General features: G+C 55.6%; 21 protein-coding genes. 11 read left to right on the top strand and 10 right to left on the bottom strand.

The window, feature by feature from the left end; translation table 11 throughout:
• The first annotated feature begins 78 nt into the window (after positions 1–78).
• On the top strand, positions 79–1194 hold the full coding sequence (rnd, locus tag ACSIPU_RS04570) for a ribonuclease D (RefSeq protein WP_162098340.1): 1116 nt from the start codon (positions 79–81) through the stop codon (positions 1192–1194).
• A gap of 64 nt (positions 1195–1258) precedes the next feature.
• Here the strand turns inward: rnd and minE are convergent, their stop codons facing one another.
• From minE to minC, 3 genes are read right to left on the bottom strand one after another with little or no spacing between them, the layout of a single operon-like run.
• Positions 1259–1528, bottom strand: coding sequence for a cell division topological specificity factor MinE (gene minE / locus ACSIPU_RS04565; RefSeq protein WP_004103270.1), 270 nt, complete (start codon positions 1526–1528; stop codon positions 1259–1261).
• A 3-nt stretch (positions 1529–1531) separates the two neighbouring features.
• Positions 1532–2344 carry a septum site-determining protein MinD gene (gene minD / locus ACSIPU_RS04560; protein ID WP_004103267.1) on the bottom strand — a complete coding sequence of 271 codons (813 nt, stop codon included), beginning with the start codon at positions 2342–2344 and terminating at the stop codon, positions 1532–1534.
• A gap of 23 nt (positions 2345–2367) precedes the next feature.
• Complete coding sequence (gene minC / locus ACSIPU_RS04555) at positions 2368–3066, bottom strand: septum site-determining protein MinC (RefSeq protein WP_004103264.1); 699 nt, start codon at positions 3064–3066, stop codon at positions 2368–2370.
• A 126-nt stretch (positions 3067–3192) separates the two neighbouring features.
• Between minC and ACSIPU_RS04550 the strand changes: the two genes are divergently transcribed.
• From ACSIPU_RS04550 to ACSIPU_RS04540, 3 genes are all read left to right on the top strand, one after another.
• Entirely contained in the window at positions 3193–3474 is a 282-nt protein-coding gene (locus ACSIPU_RS04550; RefSeq protein ID WP_004103262.1) for a YcgL domain-containing protein, read from the top strand.
• Between the two features lie 17 nt (positions 3475–3491).
• Complete coding sequence (locus ACSIPU_RS04545) at positions 3492–4151, top strand: fumarylacetoacetate hydrolase family protein (protein WP_064355963.1); 660 nt, start codon at positions 3492–3494, stop codon at positions 4149–4151.
• 94 nt (positions 4152–4245) lie between these two features.
• Positions 4246–4692 (top strand): YcgN family cysteine cluster protein, encoded by a 447-nt coding sequence (locus ACSIPU_RS04540; protein WP_004103257.1) that lies wholly within the window; start codon positions 4246–4248, stop codon positions 4690–4692.
• Positions 4693–4701: 9 nt separating this feature from the next.
• Here the strand turns inward: ACSIPU_RS04540 and ACSIPU_RS04535 are convergent, their stop codons facing one another.
• The 3 genes from ACSIPU_RS04535 to nhaB all read right to left on the bottom strand — a co-directional run bounded on the left by ACSIPU_RS04535 (position 4702) and on the right by nhaB (position 7377).
• Positions 4702–5046, bottom strand: a complete 345-nt coding sequence (locus ACSIPU_RS04535) for a DUF1971 domain-containing protein (protein WP_004103255.1) — start codon at positions 5044–5046, stop codon at positions 4702–4704.
• A gap of 116 nt (positions 5047–5162) precedes the next feature.
• Positions 5163–5693, bottom strand: a complete 531-nt coding sequence (gene dsbB / locus ACSIPU_RS04530) for a disulfide bond formation protein DsbB (RefSeq protein WP_004103253.1) — start codon at positions 5691–5693, stop codon at positions 5163–5165.
• Positions 5694–5823: 130 nt separating this feature from the next.
• Positions 5824–7377 (bottom strand): sodium/proton antiporter NhaB, encoded by a 1554-nt coding sequence (nhaB, locus tag ACSIPU_RS04525; RefSeq protein ID WP_024274390.1) that lies wholly within the window; start codon positions 7375–7377, stop codon positions 5824–5826.
• Positions 7378–7622: 245 nt separating this feature from the next.
• On the opposite strand from nhaB, the gene fadR reads away from it, so the two are divergent.
• Entirely contained in the window at positions 7623–8342 is a 720-nt protein-coding gene (gene fadR, locus ACSIPU_RS04520; protein WP_004103249.1) for a fatty acid metabolism transcriptional regulator FadR, read from the top strand.
• 59 nt (positions 8343–8401) lie between these two features.
• Here fadR and ACSIPU_RS04515 read toward each other — a convergent pair whose 3' ends face one another.
• Entirely contained in the window at positions 8402–9934 is a 1533-nt protein-coding gene (locus ACSIPU_RS04515; RefSeq protein WP_004103247.1) for a SpoVR family protein, read from the bottom strand.
• 320 nt (positions 9935–10254) lie between these two features.
• Between ACSIPU_RS04515 and ACSIPU_RS04510 the strand changes: the two genes are divergently transcribed.
• Both ACSIPU_RS04510 and dadX read left to right on the top strand, forming a co-directional pair.
• On the top strand, positions 10255–11553 hold the full coding sequence (locus tag ACSIPU_RS04510; protein WP_004103245.1) for a D-amino acid dehydrogenase: 1299 nt from the start codon (positions 10255–10257) through the stop codon (positions 11551–11553).
• Between the two features lie 12 nt (positions 11554–11565).
• The gene (gene dadX, locus ACSIPU_RS04505; protein ID WP_004103243.1) at positions 11566–12636 is read left to right on the top strand and encodes a catabolic alanine racemase DadX; all 1071 of its coding nucleotides are present in this window, start codon (positions 11566–11568) and stop codon (positions 12634–12636) included.
• A gap of 16 nt (positions 12637–12652) precedes the next feature.
• Here the strand turns inward: dadX and ACSIPU_RS04500 are convergent, their stop codons facing one another.
• The gene (locus ACSIPU_RS04500; RefSeq protein ID WP_004103240.1) at positions 12653–14386 is read right to left on the bottom strand and encodes a potassium/proton antiporter; all 1734 of its coding nucleotides are present in this window, start codon (positions 14384–14386) and stop codon (positions 12653–12655) included.
• A gap of 92 nt (positions 14387–14478) precedes the next feature.
• Positions 14479–15393: a muramoyltetrapeptide carboxypeptidase gene (gene ldcA, locus ACSIPU_RS04495; protein WP_004103238.1), complete on the bottom strand. Its 915-nt coding sequence runs from the start codon at positions 15391–15393 to the stop codon at positions 14479–14481.
• A gap of 95 nt (positions 15394–15488) precedes the next feature.
• Here ldcA and emtA point away from each other — a divergent pair, with 95 nt between their 5' ends.
• Entirely contained in the window at positions 15489–16100 is a 612-nt protein-coding gene (gene emtA, locus ACSIPU_RS04490) for a membrane-bound lytic murein transglycosylase EmtA (protein ID WP_016808276.1), read from the top strand.
• Positions 16101–16202: 102 nt separating this feature from the next.
• On the opposite strand, the gene ACSIPU_RS04485 is transcribed toward emtA, so the two are convergent.
• On the bottom strand, positions 16203–17909 hold the full coding sequence (locus ACSIPU_RS04485) for an alpha,alpha-trehalase (protein WP_023321208.1): 1707 nt from the start codon (positions 17907–17909) through the stop codon (positions 16203–16205).
• A 508-nt stretch (positions 17910–18417) separates the two neighbouring features.
• On the opposite strand from ACSIPU_RS04485, the gene ACSIPU_RS04480 reads away from it, so the two are divergent.
• The 3 genes from ACSIPU_RS04480 (at position 18418) to ACSIPU_RS04470 (ending at position 24131) form a co-directional block, all read left to right on the top strand.
• Complete coding sequence (locus tag ACSIPU_RS04480) at positions 18418–19776, top strand: glycoside-pentoside-hexuronide (GPH):cation symporter (protein WP_032728397.1); 1359 nt, start codon at positions 18418–18420, stop codon at positions 19774–19776.
• A 99-nt stretch (positions 19777–19875) separates the two neighbouring features.
• Complete coding sequence (locus ACSIPU_RS04475) at positions 19876–21267, top strand: carbohydrate porin (protein ID WP_004113698.1); 1392 nt, start codon at positions 19876–19878, stop codon at positions 21265–21267.
• Positions 21268–21350: 83 nt separating this feature from the next.
• On the top strand, positions 21351–24131 hold the full coding sequence (locus ACSIPU_RS04470; RefSeq protein ID WP_032728396.1) for a beta-glucosidase: 2781 nt from the start codon (positions 21351–21353) through the stop codon (positions 24129–24131).
• Positions 24132–24260: the final 129 nt, after the last annotated feature.

Raw genomic sequence — 24260 nt, 5'->3', positions numbered from 1 at the left:
AAGAGTGAATCGCCAGACGCCGGCTAAGCCGGCGTTTTTTATGGGCGCAAGTTAAGAGAGTATGATTTGAACTATCAGATGATCACCACCAACGATGGCCTTCGCGCCGTCTGTGAAGCGGCAAGCGCGGTTTCTGCCATCGCGCTGGATACGGAATTTGTCCGTACTCGTACCTACTACCCGCAGCTCGGTCTGCTCCAGCTGTTCGACGGCAACCAGGTCTCGCTGATTGACCCTCTGGTTATCACCGACTGGGAACCGATGCGTGAACTGCTGCTGAATAAAGATGTGACCAAATTTTTGCACGCTGGCAGTGAAGATCTGGAAGTATTTCTTAATGCCTTTCATTTGATGCCTCAGCCGCTGATCGACACGCAAATTCTTGCCGCTTTTTGCGGTCGTCCGATGTCCTGGGGCTTTGCGTCGATGGTAGAAGAGTATACCGGCGTGGCGCTGGACAAGAGCGAATCTCGTACCGACTGGCTGGCGCGCCCGCTGACCGAACGCCAGTGCGTTTATGCCGCCGCCGACGTCTGGTACCTGCTGCCGATTGCCGGAAAGCTGATGGCTGAAACCGACAGCGCGGGCTGGCTTTCCGCTGCCCTGGATGAATGCCAGCTGATGCAGCAGCGTCGTCAGGAGATTCAGGATCCTGCCGAGGCGTGGCGCGACATTGGTAATGCCTGGCAGCTGCGCACTCGTCAGCTGGGCTGCCTGCAGCTGCTGGCGGAGTGGCGGCTGCGTAAAGCGCGCGAACGCGACCTGGCGGTCAACTTTGTTATCCGTGAAGAGCATTTGTGGAACGTGGCGCGCTATATGCCCACCAGCCTGGGGGAACTTGACAGCCTCGGACTCTCGGGCAGCGAGATTCGTTTCCACGGTAAGACGCTGATCGCCCTCGTCGAGAAGGCGCAGGCGCTGCCGGAAGAGGCGCTGCCAGAGCCGCTGCAAAATCTGATCGACATGCCCGGTTACCGCAAGCTGTTTAAGGATATCAAAGCGTTAGTTCAGACCGTAAGCGCCGAGAAGGGCGTGAGCGCGGAGCTGCTGGCTTCAAGAAGACAGATTAATCAGCTGCTGAACTGGCACTGGGGGCTAAAAAACGGCAACGGGCAGCCTGAACTGGTTTCCGGCTGGCGCGGTGAATTGATGGCCGATCGCCTGAATGCGCTATTAAGCGACTACCCGCGCTAGCGCCGATCGGCATAGTGAAAAAACCGGCTGCGCACAGCGTTGCCGGTTTTTTTACACCTCAGGCTCAGGGCTTCGACTCTTCAGTTTCCGGCAGGGTCACGTTCAGCTCCAGAATCGAAATATCACCGTCTCTCTGCTCCAGCTGTACGCTGACCATCTCCGGGTCGATTTGCACGTATTTGCAAATCACCTCAAGAATGTCTTTACGCAACTGCGGAAGATAGTGCGGTTCAGCGTCGCCGCGACGGCGCTCCGCGACGATAATTTGCAGGCGCTCTTTCGCAATATTGGCCGTGTTCTTTTTCCGCGAGAGAAAAAAGTCGAGTAATGCCATAATTTATCCTCCGAACAGGCGTTTGAGGAAACCTTTCTTCTCTTCTTCTACGAAGCGGAAAGGGCGTTCTTCTCCGAGCAGACGTTCAACCGTATCGGCATAGGCTTTACCCGCGTCCGAGGCGTCATCCAGAATCACCGGCTCGCCCTGGTTTGACGCGCGCAGCACGGACTGATCTTCCGGAATCACGCCCACCAGATTGATGCGCAGAATTTCCAGCACGTCTTCCATGCTCAGCATGTCACCCTTGTTTACGCGGCCTGGGTTATAGCGCGTCAGCAGCAGGTGCTCTTTAATTGGATCTTCGCCCCTTTCCGCGCGACGGGATTTGGAGGCCAGGATACCAAGGATACGGTCGGAGTCGCGAACGGAGGAGACTTCCGGGTTGGTGGTGATGATGGCTTCATCAGCAAAATACAGCGCCATCAGCGCACCGGTTTCGATGCCTGCAGGGGAGTCACAGACGATAAAATCAAAATCCATTTTTTTCAGTTCTTCGAGAACTTTGTCTACGCCTTCGCGGGTCAGGGCGTCTTTGTCACGCGTCTGGGAGGCCGGGAGAATATAGAGATTCTCCGTACGCTTATCTTTAATAAGCGCCTGGTTCAACGTGGCATCGCCCTGGATGACGTTGACGAAATCATAAACGACCCGGCGTTCACAGCCCATGATCAGGTCAAGGTTACGCAGGCCGATGTCGAAGTCGATAACGACCGTTTTCTTTCCCTTCTGGGCCAAACCAGTAGCGATGGCCGCGCTGGAGGTGGTCTTGCCAACGCCTCCTTTACCCGAAGTCACAACAATAATGCGTGCCATAGAAATTCCTTGTTAAAAAGGGATTAATTCAACGATTGAATCGTCAAAGCGCTGTCGTCTAAACGTAGACGGGCCGCTTTGCCATAAAATTCGGCCGGAATGTTATCACTCAGCCAGTATTCCCCCGCGATGGAAACCAGTTCCGCCGAGAGGTTGGTACAAAATATTTGGGCGTCTCTGTCGCCGCCTGCGCCAGCGAGCGCGCGTCCCCGCATCATGCCATATACATGGATGTTACCATCGGCGATAAGTTCAGCCCCGGCACTCACATGGTTTGTAACAATTAGATCACAGTGTGGCGCATAAATACGCTGACCGGAACGTACCGGCTGATCAATCAAACGCGTTTTTGTGATCTGATTAACAGCTGGAGGTGGGGCAACGGGTTCAGGCGCGGCCTGGCGAGTCACTTTTTCTTTCCCTTCGGTTAATAAAGGGATCCCGGCGCGGTCAATTTCCGTTTTCAGCCGGGGAAGTTTACATCCGCTTACGCCCATAATACGCAGGCCGGTAGCCGCGATCGCCTCATGCAGAGGGCGCCAGTCGACGTCATCTTCAATGCTGCTGATATTCACCACCACGGGAGCGTGCCGTAAAAAGGCGGGAGCCTGGGCGATTTTGTCTTCTAACGCCTGACGAATAACCTCGGGATTTGCATCGTGCAAATGAACCACAGATAAGGTGAAGCTACTGCCCTTAAGTTCGATTGGCGTATTTGACATCCTGGCCTTACTCAATTTGCTGTTTATCACTCGCTGAAGTGCGGTGATATTCCGAAGACTAAAAGGCATGTTATAGTCACTCATATATTGAGGCAAGTGACCACAGGTCTAATTCCGAGTAAAACTATGTTTTGTGTGATCTATCGAAGTACTAAACGCGAGCAAACCTATTTATATGTCGAAAAAAAGGACGATTTCTCCCGCGTTCCTGACGAATTAATGTATAGCTTCGGTACGCCCAAACTGGCAATGATTCTACCTCTCGATGGACGAAAAAAACTCATTCACGCCGATTTGGAGAAAGTGAAACAGGCGCTCACCGATCAGGGCTATTACCTTCAACTGCCTCCTCCGTCTGAAAATTTACTCAAGAAACACCTGGCGGAACAGGGGAATAAATCTGATTAACCCACAGAGGGAATATAATGTACCAACATCATAACTGGCAGGGTGCGCTACTGGATTATCCGGTAAGCAAAGTAGTTTGCGTTGGCAGCAACTATGCAAAACACATCAAAGAGATGGGCAGTACGACGCCGGAAGAGCCGGTGCTGTTTATTAAACCTGAGACGGCGCTATGCGACATCCGCCAGCCGTTGGTGCTGCCTGAGGGGCTGGGGTCAGTGCACCATGAAGTTGAGCTGGCGGTACTGATTGGCGGTACGCTGCGCCAGGCGACGGAAGATCATGTGCTGAAAGCCATTGCTGGCTATGGCGTGGCGCTGGACCTTACCCTGCGCGATCTGCAGGGAAAACTGAAAAAGGCCGGTCAGCCGTGGGAGAAGGCCAAAGGCTTTGATAACTCCTGTCCTGTTTCAGGCTTTATTCCCGCCGCCGAGTTTCACGGCGACGCGCAGAGTACTCCGCTGAGTCTGAAGGTGAACGGCGAAGTGCGCCAGCAGGGTTCGACCGCCGACATGATCCATAAGATTGTGCCGCTCATCGCCTATATGTCGCGCTTTTTTACCCTGAAAGCCGGGGATGTGGTGCTGACCGGTACGCCGGAAGGCGTAGGGCCGCTGAGCAGCGGAGACGAGCTGGAAGTCGGTTTTAACGGCTTTTCGCTGACTACCCGCGTGCTGTAACGTCCGCTTGCCGCCTTCTCCGGGCGGCAAAACTTGCATCGGCGTGCCAGAGTGGTTATAAGGTGCACCCTGAACTGCAATGACGGACATCCCAATGAGCGAACAACCTTTCTGGCAACAAAAAACACTGGATGAAATGAGCGATGCGGAGTGGGAATCACTTTGCGATGGCTGCGGTCAGTGCTGCCTGCATAAGCTGATGGATGAAGATACCGACGAAATCTACTTTACCAACGTCGCCTGCCGTCAGCTCAATATCAAAACCTGCCAGTGTCGTAACTATGAGCGCCGCTTCGAGTATGAGCCGGATTGCATCAAGCTAACTCGCGACAATCTGCCTACGTTTGAATGGCTGCCGCCGACCTGCGCCTATCGTCTGCTGGCGGAAGGCCAGCCGCTGCCGCACTGGCATCCGCTGTTAACCGGTTCGAAGGCGGCGATGCATGGCGAACGCATCTCCGTTCGCCATATTGCGGTGAAAGAATCCACCGTGGTTGACTGGCAGGATCATATTCTGAATAAACCGGACTGGGCGCAGTAAGGCGCGCAGTTAGCCTTTCTTCGCGTGGAATAGTCCGCTTTCACCGTCGGCGTCATCTGCAACCCAAAAGTTAATATTGAACTGCGCGTCGTCGCTTAGCTCAATGCGGTGCCAGTACTGCGGCGGGCTGGTTGCGAACTGGCCAGCATTGATAACGACTTTTGCCTCAGGCTCTGTCGCCTGTTCATCGGCGAAACCATAGTAGGTTACCGTCCCTTCCATCACGCAAAGCTGGCCGAAAACACCCGCTGCGGTGTTGTGGTGCGTCAGCAAAGCGGCGGGTACGTTCTGTTTAGTAAAGAATGGGGTGGAGCGTTTTACCTTCCAGCTAGCGGGAATACGCAAATGAGACATCATGTGCTCCTTAGTTAACATTTATAAGATGTATTTAATATGAAACTTTATGGCGGCAACGTCAACGCGCAGGCAAAAAAAACGCTCCCGGAGGAGCGCTTTATGAGCAATCGGTCTTAGCGACCAAACAGATCGCGCTTTTTAGGTTTAAACGGCTGAGCGATAAGCACCAGTACACCGACCACCAGATAGGCTGCGAAGATGCCGACCAGCCACTGCGGCATTTCCAGCGTCAGGAATTCCCACTGGCGTACGGAGCAGTCGCCGGTAGCGACAAACACCTGAGGCAGCCATTTATCCAGCGGCAGCCACGTTGGGAAACGAGCGGCGAAATCGCAGGTCTGGAAGGGGGAAGGGTGAAGCTGAATCATGGTGTGTTCCCATGACAGCTGCAGCCCGCGCAGGGCGCTGTAGAGCCAAATCACAATCGCGACGTAGCGCAGAGGGGTTTTTGGCGCAATGGCGCCGACGATACCGGCGCCCATCACGCCAAATAGCGCGCAGCGCTCGTAAATACACAGTACGCACGGCTGCAGCAGCATCACGTGCTGGAACCATAACGCCACCAATTCAAGAATAAACGCGGTTAGCGCCATCAGGAGCCAGGCACCGCGTCCCCTTGAGCACTGGTTTAAATATCGCAACATAATCATTTCCCTGGAACATGCTAAATCATGGCAGTGTAAACGAAAACCGTAGCGACGCCAGCAGCTAGTCTGAAAATATTACGTAAACGAATATGGAATGCCCGGCGTTTTGAGCCGGGCATGGATGATTTTATTTCAGCAGTTGCGGCGTCACCAGCCAACCGTGCTCCAGCATCCACTGGGTGGCCGGCATCAGGGTAAACTCGACGCAGGCCAGGCCGACGAGGGTCAGGACGAGAGTATAGGGCAGCGCCATCCACACCATCCGGCCATAGGAGAGGCGAATCAGCGGGGCCAGCGCGGAAGTCAGCAGGAACAAAAAAGCAGCCTGGCCGTTCGGCGTAGCGACCGATGGCAGGTTGGTGCCGGTATTGATCGCCACCGCCAGCAGCTCGAATTGCGGCAAACTGATGGTACCCTGCTCCAGCGCGGACTTGACCTCGTTGATATAGACGGTTCCGACGAAGACGTTATCAGAAATCGACGACAGCAGACCGTTAAACAGATAAAACAACGATAGCTGGGCGTGCGGCGATGCCTGAAGAACGAACTCGATCACCGGGGCAAAAAGGTGCTGGTCAATAATAACCGCCACCACGGCAAAGAAGACCGTCAGTAGGGCGGTAAACGGCAGGGCTTCGGTGAAGGCTTTGCCGATAGCGTGTTCATCGGTGATGCCGGAGAACGTTGTCGCCAGCACAATCACCGACAGGCCGATCAGGCCGACTTCCGCAAGATGCATCGCAAGGGCGATAATCAGCCAGACGCCGATAAGACCCTGAGCGATAAGACGCAGGCGATCCTGACGACTGCGGCTCTGGCGGCTGCGATCGTCAAAATCCTGTAGCACTTTGCGCACGGTTGGCGGCAGCGGTTCGCCGTAGCCAAACAGGCGGAATTTCTCCAGCAGCAGACAGGTGATCAGTCCGCATACCAGCACCGGCAGGCTAACCGGCAGCATACGCATGAAGAATTCGCCGAAGTGCCAGCCTGCCGCCTTGGCGATGATCAGGTTCTGCGGCTCGCCGACCATGGTCATCACGCCGCCAAGCGCGGTGCCGACCCCGGCATGCATCATCAGGCTGCGCAAGAAGCCGCGGAACTGCTCCAGGACATCGCGATAGTGCTGCTCAATATGGCTGTCGTCGAGCATATTGTCATCATCCGGCCGCGCCGAAGCGACTTTGTGGTAAATACCGTAGAAGCCGACGGCAACGCTTATCACCACTGCGACAACGGTCAACGCGTCGAGGAAGGCGGAGAGGAAAGCGGATGCGACGCAAAACGCCAGCGACAGCAGCATCTTGCTACGAATGCCAAGCAACAAGCGGGTGAAGATGAACAGCAGCAGCTGCTTCATGAAGTAGATCCCCGCGACCATAAACATCAGCAGCAGCAGGACTTCAAGATTACTGGCCACCTCTTCGCGGATATGCCCCGGGGTGGTCATGCCGATAAAAACCGCTTCAATGGCCAGCAGGCCGCCCGGCAGCAGGGGATAGCACTTGAGCGCCATCGCCAGGGTGAAGATAAATTCGATAACCAGCAGCCATCCGGCAATAAACGGATGCAGATAAAAGACCAGCGGATTAACAATTAAGAAAATGATGAGAGCGAGTTTGTACCAGTCCGGGGACTGGCCAAGAAAATTGCGCCACAGGGCGCGGCCATAAGACATTTCCACGACAGACATCCTTTCTCCGTCAAATTCTGAAACATGATTTTATGCGTAACTATACGCAAGATTACCAGTTGCGCAAAACGAGACGCAACTTTCTTCGCATCACATTCTTTAGCAACAGAAAATGTGAAATGAAAAGTGGAAAATGAAACGGCGATCCCTTTTTAATTACTTTCTGGCGCTATCTGCCTTATGGCCGCTCTGGTATGATGAGTCGAATAGCAACGCTGTGTAATGGAAATCTTATTATGGTCATTAAGGCGCAAAGCCCTGCGGGTTTCGCTGAAGAGTACATCATTGAAAGTATCTGGAATAACCGTTTTCCCCCTGGTTCAATTCTTCCCGCTGAACGTGAACTTTCTGAACTGATTGGTGTTACCCGTACAACCTTACGTGAAGTGTTGCAGCGTCTGGCCCGCGATGGCTGGTTAACCATTCAGCATGGTAAACCGACAAAGGTGAACAATTTCTGGGAAACTTCAGGTTTGAATATTCTTGAAACCCTGGCGCGTCTCGACCATGACAGCGTACCGCAGCTGATTGATAATCTGCTGTCCGTGCGTACCAATATTTCGACCATTTTCATCCGTACCGCTTTCCGTCAGCATCCGGATAAGGCGCTGGAGGTACTGGCGAGCGCGCGTGAAATTGAAGACCACGCCGATGCGTTTGCCGAGCTGGATTACAATATCTTCCGCGGTCTGGCGTTTGCCTCAGGCAATCCTATCTATGGTCTGATCCTCAACGGTATGAAAGGCCTATATACCCGTATCGGTCGCCACTATTTTGCCAATCCGGAAGCGCGCAGCCTGGCGCTCGGCTTCTATCATCAGCTGGCTAAAGTTTGTGAAGAGGGCCTGCATGAGCAGGTTTATGACATCGTACGCCGCTATGGCCGCGACAGCGGTGAGATCTGGCATCGTATGCAGAAGAATCTACCGGGCGACTTAGCGATTAATATGCGTTAAGCCCACGTAATGAATAAAAAACGCCCGGTGCTTTCACCGGGCGTTTTGCTTTTCAACGGCTACAGCGGGTTCTGCCGCGGCGGGGTGCGTTCCAGCAGCTCGACGCTGCCATCGGCGTTTTGCTGCTCCAGAAGAACGTCAAATCCCCACAGGCGGTGAACGTGCTTAAGCACCTCACGGCGGCCTTTATCCAGCGGCACGCGGTTGTGCGGCACGTAGCGCAGGGTGAGCGAGCGGTCGCCGCGCAGGTCCACATTCCATACCTGAATGTTTGGCTCGAGGTTGCTCAGGTTGTACTGCGCTGAAAGTTTGGAACGAATCTCACGATATCCCTCTTCATTATGAATTGCGGATATTTCGAGATAGTTGTTGTGATCGTCATCCAGCACGGTGAAGAAGCGGAAGTCGCGCATGATTTTCGGCGACAGGAACTGGCTGATAAAGCTTTCATCCTTAAAGTCGCGCATCGCGAAGTGCAGAGTTTCAAGCCAGTCAGAGCCGGCAATATCCGGGAACCAGTATTTGTCCTCTTCCGTCGGCGACTGACAAATACGTTTGATATCCTGGAACATGGCGAACCCCAGCGCGTAGGGGTTAATACCGCTATACCACTGGCTGTTGTATGGCGGCTGGAACACCACATTGGTGTGGCTGTGCAGGAACTCCAGCATAAAGCGCTCCGTCACTTTACCTTCATCATAAAGGTGATTCAGGATGGTGTAGTGCCAGAAAGTCGCCCAGCCTTCGTTCATCACCTGAGTCTGCTTCTGCGGATAAAAATACTGGCTGACCTTGCGCACGATGCGCAGGATCTCACGCTGCCACGGCTCCAGCAGCGGCGCGTTTTTCTCCATGAAATAGAGCAGATTTTCCTGCGGTTCAGAAGGGTAGCGACGCGCGGCTTCGATGGTTTTTTCCTCTTCTCGCTTCGGCAGCGTGCGCCACAGCATATTCACCTGGCTTTGCAGATACTCTTCCCGGCTTTTTTGCCGCGCCTTCTCCTCCTGCAGCGAGATTTTTTGCGGGCGTTTATAGCGGTCAACGCCGTAATTCATCAGGGCATGACAGGAGTCGAGCAGTTTTTCAACTTCATCAACGCCGTAGCGCTCTTCACATTCGGTGATGTATTTCCGCGCGAAGATGAGATAGTCAATGATTGAGCTGGCATCGGTCCAGCTGCGAAAGAGATAGTTATTTTTGAAAAACGAGTTATGCCCGTAGCAGGCGTGCGCCATCACCAGCGCCTGCATGGTAATGGTGTTCTCTTCCATCAAATAGGCAATACAGGGGTTGGAGTTAATGACGATTTCGTAAGCCAGCCCCTGTTGGCCGTGCTTATAGGCCTGTTCGGTCTCGATGAATTTTTTACCGAACGACCAGTGCGGATAGTTAATCGGCATCCCGACGCTGGAGTAGGCATCCATCATCTGTTCGGAAGTAATGACTTCGATTTGGTGCGGATAGGTGTCAAGACGGTACAGCTTCGCCACCCGGTCGACTTCTGCCAGATAGGTCTCCAGCAGCTCAAAAGTCCAGTCGGGTCCATCGCTTAAACGGGTTGTGTCCTTGTTCATGGAATCAATCGTAGCCATTAGCGCGCCCTCGTTGTTGATGGTTCTCTCTGTACGGAAAACCTCTAAACAAGCATAGAACACGGCGTCGCAAACTGCGTCTATCCGCATTTCCTTTCTTCGCGATTTCACAATCTTAAAGGCGCTGTTTTGCGCTTTAATCAGAATTTTATTCTGTAGAAAAATGAGGCGCAGCAGGAGATGGTAAAGTGACGGGGTCAGCGCTGGCGCAGAATCCTGTGAGATAAGTCACCATAAATAAAGCGTATGTTGAATAATATTTTCATCTGAGTTATCAATTTGTAATCAGATGATTGTTCTTTAACGATTACGGAGCCGCTATGCGCGTCGTCATACTGGGAAGTGGGGTTGTAGGAGTCGCAAGCGCCTGGTATTTAAGCCAGGCAGGACATGAAGTGACGGTTATCGACCGTCAGCCGGGACCGGCCGAAGAGACCAGCGCCGCTAACGCCGGGCAGATCTCCCCCGGCTACGCCGCGCCCTGGGCGGCGCCGGGCGTCCCCTTGAAGGCGATTAAATGGATGTTCCAGCGCCACGCTCCGCTGGCTATCGGTCTGGATGGCACCCAGTTCCAGCTGAAATGGATGTGGCAGATGCTGCGCAACTGCGACACTCGCCACTATATGGAAAATAAAGGACGAATGGTGCGCCTGGCCGAGTACAGCCGCGACTGCCTGAAAGCGCTGCGCGAGAGCACCGGTATTCAGTATGAAGGGCGCCAGGGTGGTACGCTCCAGCTATTCCGCACCGACAAGCAGTTCGAGAACGCGACCCGCGATATTGCGGTGCTGCAGGATGCGGGCGTGCCTTACCAGCTGCTGGAAGCGAATCGCCTGCTGGAAGTTGAGCCGGCGCTGGCAGAAGTGAGCCATAAGCTCACGGGCGGTTTGCGCTTACCTAATGATGAAACCGGCGACTGCCAGCTCTTCACCACTCGTCTGGCCCGAATGGCGGAGCAGGCGGGCGTGACTTTCCGTTTTAATACTCCGGTGGATGAACTGCTCTATGAAGGGGATCTCATCTCGGGTGTGAAGTGCGGCGCTGAAATTATTAAAGCCGATGCGTACGTTATGGCATTCGGATCCTATTCGACGGCCATGCTGAAAGGGCGGGTGGATATTCCGGTCTATCCCCTGAAAGGCTATTCGCTGACGATCCCCATCGCGGAAGAGGACGGCGCGCCGGTTTCGACTATCCTTGATGAAACCTACAAAATCGCCATCACCCGTTTCGACAGGCGTATTCGCGTTGGCGGAATGGCGGAAATTGTTGGATTTAATAAAGAACTGCTGCAGCCGCGGCGTGAAACCCTGGAGATGGTAGTGCGCGATCTGTTCCCGCGCGGCGGCCACGTTGAACAGGCAACCTTCTGGACCGGACTGCGTCCGATGACTCCGGACGGTACGCCGGTGGTGGGGCGTACGGGGTATAAAAATCTGTGGCTCAACACCGGCCACGGCACGCTGGGATGGACCATGGCCTGTGGTTCAGGGCAGCTGATTAGCGACCTGATCTCCGGACGCACGCCGGCGATCCCGTATGACGATCTTGCCGTCGCCCGCTACGGACGCGGCTTTACGCCGGCCCGCGCTCAGCATCTGCATGGCGTTCACAATTAACAAGGAGCTTTCATGTCTCGTCCTGTAAAGGCCAGCATTGATATGTCAGCCTTACGCCAGAATCAACAAATTGTTCGCCGCGCGGCGCCCGGCTCGCGCCTGTGGGCGGTGGTCAAAGCCAATGCGTATGGCCACGGTCTGGCAAGGGTCTGGAATGCGCTTAGCGCCGCAGACGGTTTCGCGATGCTGAATCTTGAAGAGGCGATACTGCTGCGTGAGCTGGGCTGGAAAGGGCCGATACTGATGCTGGAAGGCTTTTTTCATGCCGATGAGCTGGCGTTATTTGATAAATACCGCTTGACCACCAGCGTGCACAGTAACTGGCAAATTAAGGCCCTTCAGCAGGCGAAGCTGCATGCGCCGCTTGATATTTACGTCAAGGTGAATAGCGGGATGAACCGGCTGGGGTTTATGCCGGATCGTCTGCAAATCGTCTGGCAGCAGCTGCGAGCGCTCAGCAACGTCAGTGAAATGACGTTGATGTCGCATTTTGCCGAAGCGGAAAATCCGGATGGCATCGCGGAGCCGATGCGGCGCATTGAGCAGGCGGCGGAAGGGCTGGATTGCCCGCGCTCGCTGGCGAACTCGGCGGCCACCTTGTGGCATCCGGAGTCGCATTTTAACTGGGTGAGGCCGGGGATCGTGCTTTATGGCGCTTCGCCTTCCGGCCAGTGGCAGGATGTGGCCAATACCGGGCTGAAACCGGTCATGACGCTAAGCAGCGAAATTATCGCCGTGCAGAATCTGAAAGCCGGTGAAGCGGTTGGATACGGCGCAACCTGGCGCACGGCTGAGGAGCGGCGAATCGGCATCGTTGCCTGCGGCTATGCCGACGGCTACCCGCGCTTAGCGCCCAGCGGAACGCCGGTGCTGGTTGATGGCGTCCGCACCGTAACGGTCGGGCGTATCTCAATGGATATGCTGGCGGTGGACCTGACAACCTGCCCGCAGGCAGGCATTGGCGCGCCGGTCGAGCTATGGGGTAAAGAGATCAAAATTGACGATGTCGCAGCCTCCTGCGGCACCGTCGGATATGAATTAATGTGCGCCCTTGCGCCGCGCGTGCCGGTTGTGACAGTGTAACCTGAACCGAGGCGGATCACTCCGCCTCATCTTCCGCCATCCGTACGCCAACCCGCAGAACGTGATCCTCTTCTTTTTCCGCCACCGTCCACACCATGCCGGCAAATTCCACCTGGTCGCCGACAACCGGGGCGGCGCCTAACAGGTGCTGTATGACGTCACCCAGCGACTGCTGACGATCGCGAAACTCTTCTCCCCCGTCAATGCCGTAAATCTGCGCCACGTCGGCGAACCTGGCGCTGGCATCGAGAATAAAATCACCGAAGAAGCGCTGATCGAGCGCCACCGGCGGCGACTGGCTGAACAGTTTACCCAGCGCGGGTAAATCGCGTTCGCGGCCAATCACGCAGAGAATATCGCCTTCCAGCAGGCGGGTGCTGCCGGTGGGGTGCAGCAGAGCGTTATCGCGGAATAGCGCGGCAATCCGCGTTTCCGGCGGCATATGCAGGTCGCGCAGCGCCGCGCCGACGCACCATTTCTCCGCGCTCAACTGATAGACAAACTGCTCCCACGGATTTTCCGGATGGATATCCAGCCCGACGCGTGAGATGGGCGATCCGACCGGTGGCACCACTACTTTGGCTTTTTTGGCCGCCCAGGAGAGCGACGTACCCTGTAAAAGCAGCGAGACCAGCACCACGAAGAAAGCCACGTTAAAGAACAGGCGCGCATTCTCCAGGCCCGCCATCATCGGAAAGACGGCGAGAATAATCGGCACCGCGCCGCGCAGACCCACCCAGCTGATAAATATGCGCTCGCGCAGGTTAAAGCCGCGGAACGGCAGCAGGCCGGCGAATACCGACAGCGGACGGGCGATGAAAATCATCCACATCGACAGAATGAGCGCCGGGATGGCGATGGGCCACAGGTCTGACGGCGTGACCAGCAGGCCGAGCACCAGGAACATGGCGATCTGCGCCAGCCACGCCAGCCCGTCAAAGTTTTGCAGAATGCCGTGGCGGTTGCGAATCGGCCGGTTGCCCAGCAGGAAGCCGCACAGGTAGACCGCGAGGATGCCGCTGCCGTCCAGCGAGGTGGTGGCGGCGAAAATCATGATCCCGCCGCTCAGCGCCAGCAGCGGGTAAAGCCCGGCGGGCAGCACAATGCGATTAATCATCTGTAGCAGCAGATAGCCGCCGCCGAGACCGATGGCGATACCTAAGCCAAACTGCTGCACGATATGCACCAGGAACATCCAGCTCAGGCCGGTTTCATGCTGCTGAATCATCTCGATAAGCGTAATGGTCAGGAACACGGCCATCGGGTCGTTGCTGCCGGATTCAATTTCCAGCGTTGAGCCGACGCGTTCGTTTAGCCCTTTTCCGCCGAGCAGTGAGAACACCGCTGCGGCATCCGTCGAGCCGACAATCGCGCCGATCAGCATGCCTTCAATCAGGTCGAGTTTAAACAGCCAGGCCGCCATGAGTCCGGTCAGGGCCGAGGTAATTAACACCCCGACCGTGGCAAGCGACAGCGCGGGCCAAAGCGCTACGCGAAAGGAGCTGGCCTGGGTGCGCATCCCGCCGTCAAGCAGAATGACCGCCAGCGCCAGGTTACTTACCATGTAGGCGAAAGGGTAGTTGTCAAACGGAATGCCGCCGATACCGTCAATACCCGCCAGCATCCCAATGGCTAAGAAGATAACCAGAATCGGGATGCCGAGGCGTGAGGAAAAGGAACTTAATAAGATGCTACAGGTTACTAAAACAGAACCCAGGATAAACAGACTGATGACCGCAGCGGCGTCCAATGTTGACGTACTCCTTACCGGCGTGAAGATAAATTAAAAACTACACCATTTTAACAATCCGACGCCGATCAGGATATGCGTTAGAGGAATTTTTATTCTGTCAGTACCGGGTGGCCGCTGATGCTCAACGTCGTGGCAGAGGCGTTGTTGACCAGCAATGCTCTGGCGCCAAGCGGTAGGGTGACCGTGCGCTGCTCGTGGCCAAAATCCAGGCCGCTGATGACCGGAATGTTAAGCTGCTGGCGAAGGTAGTCGTATACCATCGGCAGATCGTATCCGGCATCGTAGTCGTTGGCGACAGCGCCGGTAAAGCTGCCGAGGATAATCGCCCGCTGGCGCGCCAGAATACCGCTATTAAGCAGCTGCAAGAGCATACGCTCAACGCGGAAGGGATGCTCGTTAATATCCTCCACAACCAGAACCCCGTCGCTAATCTTCGGCATCCACGGGGTACCGATAAGCGAGGTCAGCATCGCCAGGTTGCCGCCCCATAGCGTGCCGCTGGCGCGACAGTCGGGCCCCTCGCCGTGCCATTCAAGCGTAAACGCCGGGTTGCGCAGGGCCTGCCAGAAATGGTGTTCGGTAAATTCATTAAGCGCTTCGGCGCCAAAGTTTCCCGCCAGCATCGGCCCGCTAAAAGTGATTATGCTACCCTTTGCCAGCAGGCCCATCTGGATGGCGGTGAAATCGCTGTGGCCGCAAATGAGCAGCGGATCCTGCTGCTGACGGGCAATGAGCCCCTGCCAGTCAATTTGCGGCAGCAGGCGAGTCGCGCCGTAGCCGCCGCGTACCGCCAGCACGATACGGTTTTTGCCGTCGAGGGCGGCGAGCTGGTTAATATCGGCAAGGCGTTGGTTCTCAGTCCCGGCAAAGCGCAGTGCCCGGCGGGGAATGACTTCCTGGTGCGCCACCTGATGCCCGGCCTCCTGCAGACGTTGCACGCCGCGATTCGCCGCTTCCTGGTTGATGCAATAGCCGGAGGGGGCGATGAGATAAAACTGAGACATGACAATTCCTTGCTAAGAATGAAAGGGTTATCATGCCGCCTGGAGCGTTTATTGTCATCTCCGTGCGGCAAACTTCAGCCAATAAGGATAGATGTGTGAAATTGAGATGGTGTGTTTTTTTATTTGTATTGTTGGCCGGTTGTAGTTCAAAACACGATTATCGTAACCCGCCGTGGAATCCGGAAGTCCCGGTTAAGCGGGCGATGCAGTGGATGCCAATCAGCGAAAAAGCCGGCGCGGCGTGGGGCGTTGATCCCCAGCTGATTACCGCCATTATCGCCATTGAATCCGGCGGCAACCCGACGGTGGTCAGCAAATCCGGCGCGGTTGGCCTGATGCAGCTGAAACCCTCAACGTCCGGGCGCGATGTTTACCGGCGGATGGGCTGGAGCGGCGATCCTTCGGTGAGCGAACTGAAAAATCCCGAGCGTAATATTTCTATGGGGGCGGCCTACCTTAGCATTCTCGAGAACGGTCCGCTGGCGGGGATTAAAGATCCGCAGGTAATGCGCTATGCGGTGGTGGTTTCCTACGCCAACGGCGCGGGCGCGCTGCTGCGCACCTTCTCGTCTAATCGCCAGGATGCGATTGAGGAGATTAACGATATGGACGCCGATGATTTCTTTGAGCACGTGGTGAAGAAACATCCGGCACCGCAGGCCCCGCGCTATATCTGGAAGCTGCAGAAAGCGCTGGACGCCATGTAACGGGCGCTCCCACTGGCTTAGCTTGCCGGGGGTCATCAGCCCAGCCGATTCAGGGACAGTAAAGTGAGAAAGACGCGCGGCGGAGTCCCGCCGCGCGAAGGTTCACTGCGCGGCTTTTTTCTCCTCAACCGCAGCAGGCTGCGCCGAGCCGATATCGTCATTCGCCGCCGGGCGCGCGGTAGGCACGGAATCGCACGGCTTCTCTTTCGGGCACACCAGGTCCAGCATCTTCAGCGTGACGCCGTTGGTCCAGCCAAAGCCGTCCTGTAGCGGATACTCGCCGCCGCCGCCGCCGGTTCCCGTCGAACTGACATCATATTTTTCCACCAGCTTCTGTTTGCTGTCGTAAGTGTGCTGGACGTTGCTCAGGAAACGCCAGCTTACCTCCATCGCAATTTTTTGCTGGCCATATTTTTGCAAACCCTCCGCCGCGACCCACTGCAGCGGCGCCCAGCCGTTGGGGGCGTCCCACTGCTGGCCGCTATTCACCGTGGTGGTGGTCAGGCCGCCGGGCTTAAGTAGCCGCGTTTCGGTGGCGGCGGCGACTTTCGCCGCGCGTTCGCTGGAGGCGGCGTTAACGTACAGCGGGAACAGCGCCGCGGCGGTCAGCTGATTGCGCACCTTATGACTTTTAAGATCGTAATCGGCGTACCAGCCCTCTTTATCATTCCACAGGTAGTTTTCCAGCGCTTTCTGGCGGGCATTGGCTAACGCGTCATACTTCGCGGCTTTGGTCGAGTCTCCCGCCGCTTTGCTGGCGCGAGCGATGGCTTTTTCCATATGGAACATCAGCGAGTTCAAATCAACCGGAACAATAGAGGTGGTACGTATAGTGCCGAGCTGCTGCGGGTTATCCATCCAGCGTGAGCTAAAGTCCCAGCCGGATGCCGCGGCAGAGCGCAGATCGCGGTAGATTTCAGTCGCCGGACGATTGGGGTTATTTTTGGCGGTGGTCACATCGTCCAGCCAGGATTCCGGGCGCGGCGTGTCGTTATCATCCCAGTAGCGGTTGAGCAGCGCGCCGTCGGCCATGCGCACCACGCGCTTGCTGGCGCTGCCGGGCTGAAGCGCCTCAGCGCCATCCATCCAGTACTGGTACTCTTTCTCCATCTGCGGCAGCCATTTCTTGAGTGCCTCGTCGCCATCATGGGTGGCCAGCAGTTCAACCATAAACGGGAAGAATGGCGGCTGCGAACGGCTCAGATAGTAGGTGCGGTTGCCGTTGGGAATATGACCCCAGGCGTCGATCTCGGCGGCAAAGTTGGTCACCATATCTTCGATTTTATCCCAGTGGCCGCTCTCAGCCAGGCCAAGCATGGTGAAGTAGCTATCCCAGTAATAGACTTCGCGAAAGCGTCCGCCGGGCACCACGTAAGGTTTTGGCAGCGGCAGCAGCGAATCCCATTTTTCTACTTCAACGGTACTGCGGGTCAGCACTGGCCAGAGTCCATTGATATGCTGGCGCAGGGTTTGCCCTTTTGGCGGAACGTACTGGTCGTTTTCCTGAGGCAGGGTAAAGTTAAGCTCGACAAAGTGCCGCAAATCAAAGCTGGTCTGATTTTTCTGCATACGATAATCGGCAAGGATCATCAGCGGGTCGCCGTTAGGGATGGCGTCAGCGAACGTTTTCTGGTCAGAGAAAAGTTTGGCGCTTTGCACGTCGTTAAACAGCGGTCCGAGCAGGATATCGGGCGATTGCGGGATAGGGCGGGTCTCTTCAGCCTGAGCCGTCAGCGTCGCCAGAGCGACAAATGCGCCCCCGAGCGCCAGACGAAGGGTTGCGGGGCGACGGGAAACCGGACTCGTCATAAATTGTTCTCCTTATCATTGCAGACTATGTGCCACTGCATTCGGCCATCAGAAAACCTTAGACGAATATCCGCCGCTGCGCGTGTCCGAGGTAACATTTTAAGTGAAAACAGAGTATTTACCGGGCATCGCTCTGTTCCGCGCCGACAAAATATTGGCGATTAAAACAGTGCTGTCTTGTATGGTACTTCGGGGGGCGCTGAATATCTGGTAATTGATAAAAAACATAATCCGTGAATAAGAAAAATAAATAGACAAGCGGCATGGTATTCCTATATGGCATTTTTATCGGCTCATCCCTGTCGCCTGAAAAAAGTTAGCGAAGTATTAAAACATGTGATCTGCCAAACAAAAAACCGGGTTCTAATACCATTGAAGGCTGACAGGATCACATAAATAAAAAAACATAAATAATTAATAAAAAAACATAATGGCATCTGTAGGAGGGAAAAGTAAAAAATGCAGACTTTACAGAAACCGGTTTCATTTTTTCGTAAAGGAGTGATGTATGTCTGCTGGCGACAAAATTTCTGTCAGAGAAAAAGTAGGTTACAGCCTGGGGGACGCAGCGAGCCATATTGTATTTGACTCCTCCGTTGCCATCTTAGCCTACTTCTATACCGATATTTATGGTCTACCGCCCGCCGTGATGGGGACGATGTTTTTGCTGGTTCGTCTGCTGGATGCGATTACCGATCCGATTATGGGAGCGATTGCGGATGCCACCTCAACCCGCTGGGGGCGCTTTCGTCCTTGGCTGCTGGCGATATGCGTCCCCTTTGCGGTGAGCTGCGTGCTGGTTTATTCCATTCCATCTTTCTCTGACTCGGGAAAAATTGTTTACGCCGTGGCGGCATATATATTCATGACACTGATGTATACCGCGATAAATATCCCTTACTGCTCGCTGGGCGCGGCGCTGACCTCCGATCCGCGCGAGAGTCTCTCGCTGCAATCCTGGCGTTTCGCTATCACGCCGATCGGCGGGGCGCTCGGTACCGCGTTTATTCTACCGTTGGCTGACTTTCTCTATCCGGGCGACCGTGCGACCGGTATTCAGGTGTCGATGGCAATATTTGGCGTGATCGGCTGCCTGATGTTTATCACCTGTTTCGCCGCCACTAAAGAGCGCGTTCAGCCGATTAAAGAAGAAAATCTGAATATTGCCCGCGATGTGAAAATTCTTTTCCGCAACGATCAGTGGCGTATTCTCTCCGTTTACAACTTTATGATGCTGGTTGCCGTGGTGATTCGCGGCGGGGCGGTGGTATATTACGTCAATAGCGTGCTGAATAAAGGTGCGGACGTGATTACGGTATTCATGCTCGGCGGGATGTTTGCCTCCATGCTGGGTTCGGTGCTGGCAAAACCGTTTGGTACGCGTTTCTGTAAGGTCCGACTCTCTTTCTGGATTAATCTCGTCACCGCTGCGCTGGGGGTCGTGTGCTTTATTGTACCGGTGCAGTATTGGCTTCTGGTGCTTGGGGTCCATATTCTGATCTCCATTATTCAGGGCGGTAACGGCGCGCTGCAGTGGTCGATGATTACCGATGTGAACAACTACGGCGAATGGAAAACCCAGCGGCGTATTACCGGTATGAACGTTGCGGCCAATATCTTTGTGATTAAGCTCGGTGTAGCCGTTGGTGGGGCGATTCTTGGATGGGTGCTGGCTTACTATCATTACGCTGCTAACACCACGGTGCAACCAGCCTCAGCGGTACATGGCGTAGTGCTATTGTTCACGCTGGTACCTTCAATTTTCTATGTTCTTACCGCAGTCTCTATTAAATTCTATGGCTTAACAGAAAACAGAATGAATGGCATTGTTGATGATTTAAAAAAAGGAACTTTTGCCGAGTCCTGAAAATAATAGAATAACATTTGTGGCGTTGTGAATTAATCTTCACATAGCCACGGGTGTATCCTGAATGAAATAAAAAATAATTAATTTAGGGATGTTCAAATGAAAATAAAATATATGGCATTGGCTATTGGCGCCATTATGTCCTCTAATGTGATAGCAGCAAAAAATAATACCTCTGCAGATATTGACCAGCGCCTTGCGCAACTGGAGCAAAGATTAATTAACGCTGAACAGCGCGCCGCGGATGCGGAAGCGCAGATACAAACGCTTAAACAACAGCAAACAGCGGCAGCAAAAACCGCGTCGGCGGTCAAAGTCGATGCCGCTGAGCCGGTCGCTCCCGGCGCGACTCCCACGAAGCTTACGCTCTCTGGCTATGGCGACCTGAAGTTTTATGGCGATGTGGAATTCAATATGGACGGTGCCAGCGGTAGCGGTAGCCTGACGTCGGTAAAAACCTCTTCGAATAAAAACTGGGCGCCGGGTACTAAAGAACGTTGGGATATTAACGGCCGTATTCTGCTGGGCTTCGATGGTATGCGCAAAATGGATAACGGCAATTTCGCCGGTTTCTCCGCCCAGCCGCTGGCCGATATGACCGGTAAGATGAACCTTGATGATGCGGTATTCTTCTTTGGCCGGGAAGATGACTGGAAGGTCAAAGTTGGTCGTTTCGAAGCCTACGATATGTTCCCGCTGAATCAGGATACGTTTGTCGAATACTCCGGCAACACAGCTAACGACCTTTATAGCGATGGCTACGGCTATATTTACATGATGAAAGAGGGCCGCGGCCGTAGCAGCAGCGGTGGCAACTTCCTGCTCAGTAAAACGATAGATAACTGGTATTTCGAACTTAATAATCTGGTGGAAAATGGCAGCACGCTGTTCCGGGACTCCAGCTATCACGGCAATAACCTGGAAAATGAGAAAAACGTTGCCTATTTACGTCCGGTGATTGCGTGGAATAGCGGTCGCTTCTCTACCGCCGTCGCGATGGAAAAGAACGTCGTGAAGAATGCTTACGGTTATTACGACAATCGCGGCAGTTGGATCGACCAGTCGGACCGCACCGGCTATGGCTTGACGATGTCATGGAATGGACAAAAAACCGATCCGGAAGACGGGGTCACCACTAACCTGAACGTGGCCTATATGGATGCCTCCGATGAGAAGGATTTCACCGCAGCTATTAACTCCCTCTGGCATCGTTTTGAACTGGGTTATATCTACGCCCACAATAAAATCGACAAGTTCAACTCGGCTAATTATGTCTCTACCTGCGACGATGGCTGCTGGATCTCCAACGTGGGTGACTATGATATCCACACCATTCACGCGTCGTACCTGTTCCCCAATGTCATGGATATGAAGAACTTCAATATCTACCTTGGCGCTTACGCCTCGTGGATTGAAGCGAAACCAACGGATGGCGACAAACATGAAGACTCCCGCTACGGCGGCCGTCTTCGCTTCAAATATTTCTTCTGATCAAAGCCGAGCCCGCATTGCGCGGGCTCTGGTCATGATGCCATTACGCCTCCTGCGGAGGCTCGAGTTAACAGGACAACACCATGTATGACAGTAAAGCGGGGACCCCGCTGGAAGGGTTTGCCGAATTTGCCGCCGCCGCCGCTGCCGAGGGCGCGGTGCTGCTGAGAAACGATCGCGGCATGCTGCCGCTTGACGCTCAGCAGCCGGTTTCGTTATTTGGCCGTACGCAAATTGACTACTATCGTAGCGGTACCGGCTCGGGCGGGGCGGTAAACGTGGTGAGCCGAACCACCTTGTTGCAGGCCATGCGCGCGCGCAGCGGGGGGAAGCTCAATGAGCAGCTGGCCGCGCTTTACGAGAGCTGGACGCAACAGAATCCTTTTGACAACGGCGGCGGAGGCTGGGCGGCTGAGCCCTGGTATCAGCAGGAGATGCCGCTGAGCGATGAGCAGATTCGTCAGGCCCGCGCCGTCTCGACCCAGGCGGTGATTGTCCTTGGCCGTACCGCTGGTGAAGATCAGGATAACGCGGATGTTGAAGGCGGATACCGGCTCACGGCCGACGAAATGATGCTGCTACATCAGGTCTGCCGCGAGTTTGACGATGTGGCGGTCGTGCTGAATACCGCCGGGCTTATCGATCTCGCATGGGCCGACGATCCGCTGCTGCGTACTCGCATTCGCGCGCTGCTGTACGTGTGGCACGGCGGCGCCGACGGGGCGCAGGCGGCTGCTTCGCTGCTCTATGGTGAGGTAACGCCATCCGGCAAGCTGGTGGGCAGCATCGTCAAATCGCTGGATGACCATCCGGCATCGCCCTGCTGGGGAGCGGAAGCGCAAAACCTCTATCAGGAGGATATCTACGTCGGCTATCGCTACTTTGAAACCTTTTGTCCCCAGCGTCTGCAGTTTCCTTTTGGATTTGGTCTCTCCTATACCCGCTTCACCCTGCAATCGGCGCGGGCGGAAGCCTTTGACGACCAGATCCAGACGACCGTCACCGTAACCAACGACGGCGCGCGTTTTGCGGGCAAAGAAGTCGTCCAGATTTACCTTCAGGCGCCGCAGGGCGCGCTCGGGAAACCGGCCAGGGCGTTGGTGGCCTTCGCCAAAACCCGCCTGCTGCAGCCGGGTGAAAGTGAAACCTTAACGTTATCGATTCCGCTGGAGCGTTTTGCCTCCCTCGACGATAGCGGGGCTACCGGGCATCCCCATTGCTACGTGATGGAACCCGGACTGTATCGTTTATTGATCGGTAACAGCGTGCGCGATCTGCAACCTTTGCCGGTAGACGGAGAGGCGGGGTACACGCAGAAGACTCTGCGGATCCTCTCCCGCCATCAGCAGGTGCTGGCGCCAACGGTACCTTTCGTGCGCATTAGGCCCGCTGGCGATGGCGGCGATGGGCGCTACCAGATCGAATGGGAAGAAGTGCCGCGACGGAAGATTAACCTGCGCTCGCGTATTGAGGAGCGCCTGCCAGAGAGCATCACTCTCACCGGCAACCAGGGGCTTACCCTCAGCGACGTTGCGGAAGGGCGCGCGACGATGAACGCTTTTGTTGCTCAGCTGTCGGTGGAGGAGCTGGCCTGTCTGGTGCGCGGGGAGGGCATGTGCAGCTACAAAGTCACCCCCGGCGTCGCGTCGGCCTTTGGCGGAGTGGCGGACAGCCTGCTGGAAAAAGGCATTCCGCTGGCGTGTGCCGCCGACGGGCCTTCCGGTATTCGCATGGATAACGGCGCAAAGGCCACTCTGCTGCCCAGCGGTACGCTGCTGGCCTCCAGCTGGGACCCGATACTCGTGGAGCGTTTATACGTGATGGAGGGCAAGGAGCTGCTGCGCAACGGTATCGACCTGCTGCTGGGGCCGGGGATGAACATCCAGCGCCATCCGCTCAACGGGCGCAATTTTGAATATTTTTCCGAAGATCCGCTTATCACCGGGATGATGGCGGCGGCGGTGGTGCGCGGCATTCGCAGCGGCGGCGGCGTGGCGACGCTTAAGCACTTTGCCTGTAATAATCAGGAGTTTGCCAGAGCCACAGCGGACTCGGTAGTGTCGGAGCGCGCGCTGCGTGAAATCTACCTGAAAGGCTTTGAGTACGCGGTGAAATCCGCCGGCGCCAGCGCGGTGATGACCGCCTACAACCCGGTCAACGGTTACCAGGCGGCCTCCAGCTACGATCTCACCACCACCATACTGCGCGAAGAGTGGGGCTTTCGCGGGATCGTCATGACCGACTGGTGGGCAACGATGAACGATCCCATCGATGGCGGCGCGGCGAGCACCCGCAACACCGCGGCGATGATCCGCGCGCAGAACGATCTCTATATGGTGGTCAATAATAACGGCGCGGAGGTTAACGCTGCCGGTGATAACACCCTGGCGGCGCTGGCAAAAGGGGAACTCACGCTCGGGGAGCTTCAGCGCTGCGCGATAAACATCCTCGATTTTATGCTGCAGACTCAGGCCTTTAAGCGTGGAGAGGCGCCCCGGGCGAATGTGATTCACCTGGCGGCAGAACCGGCCTGCGCCGCCGGCTGCGAGGGGGCAATTAAAATCGCCGAGCAGTCGCGTCTGCGCTATGACGAGGACCTGGTGCTGAGCGTTGAACAGGCGGCAGTCTACGATGTGCTGGTCAGCGTGTACGCCGACGGCGCGCCACTGGCGCAAACCGCCGGCAATCTGCTGCTCAATGACCAGTTCGTGGCAACGATACACACCCACGGCACGCTCGGCCGGGAAATGGTGCAGAAGCTGTGTCGGGTTGCGCTACAGCCGGGGAAATACCGCGTGGGGTTTGACGTTATCAAGCCGGGTCTGGTGGTGGAGTGGCTGGAGCTGAGGCGCGTTAACGACTAACCGTGGCAGACGTTCAGGTCGCGTGCGGCCTCTTCGCGAGCCGTTATCTGGCGACGGATGCGGGCTATCGACCCGCCCGTTAACGCGGGAGCGAACGCCCCAATTTGGTGCGATTCTGGCTGACGGCAG

The organism is Klebsiella sp. HN106 (assembly GCF_051209435.1).
Taxonomy (GTDB): Bacteria; Pseudomonadota; Gammaproteobacteria; order Enterobacterales; family Enterobacteriaceae; genus Klebsiella; species Klebsiella oxytoca.
Note: the sequence above shows the minus strand (reverse complement) of the source record. Positions and strands in the feature narration are given on the sequence as shown.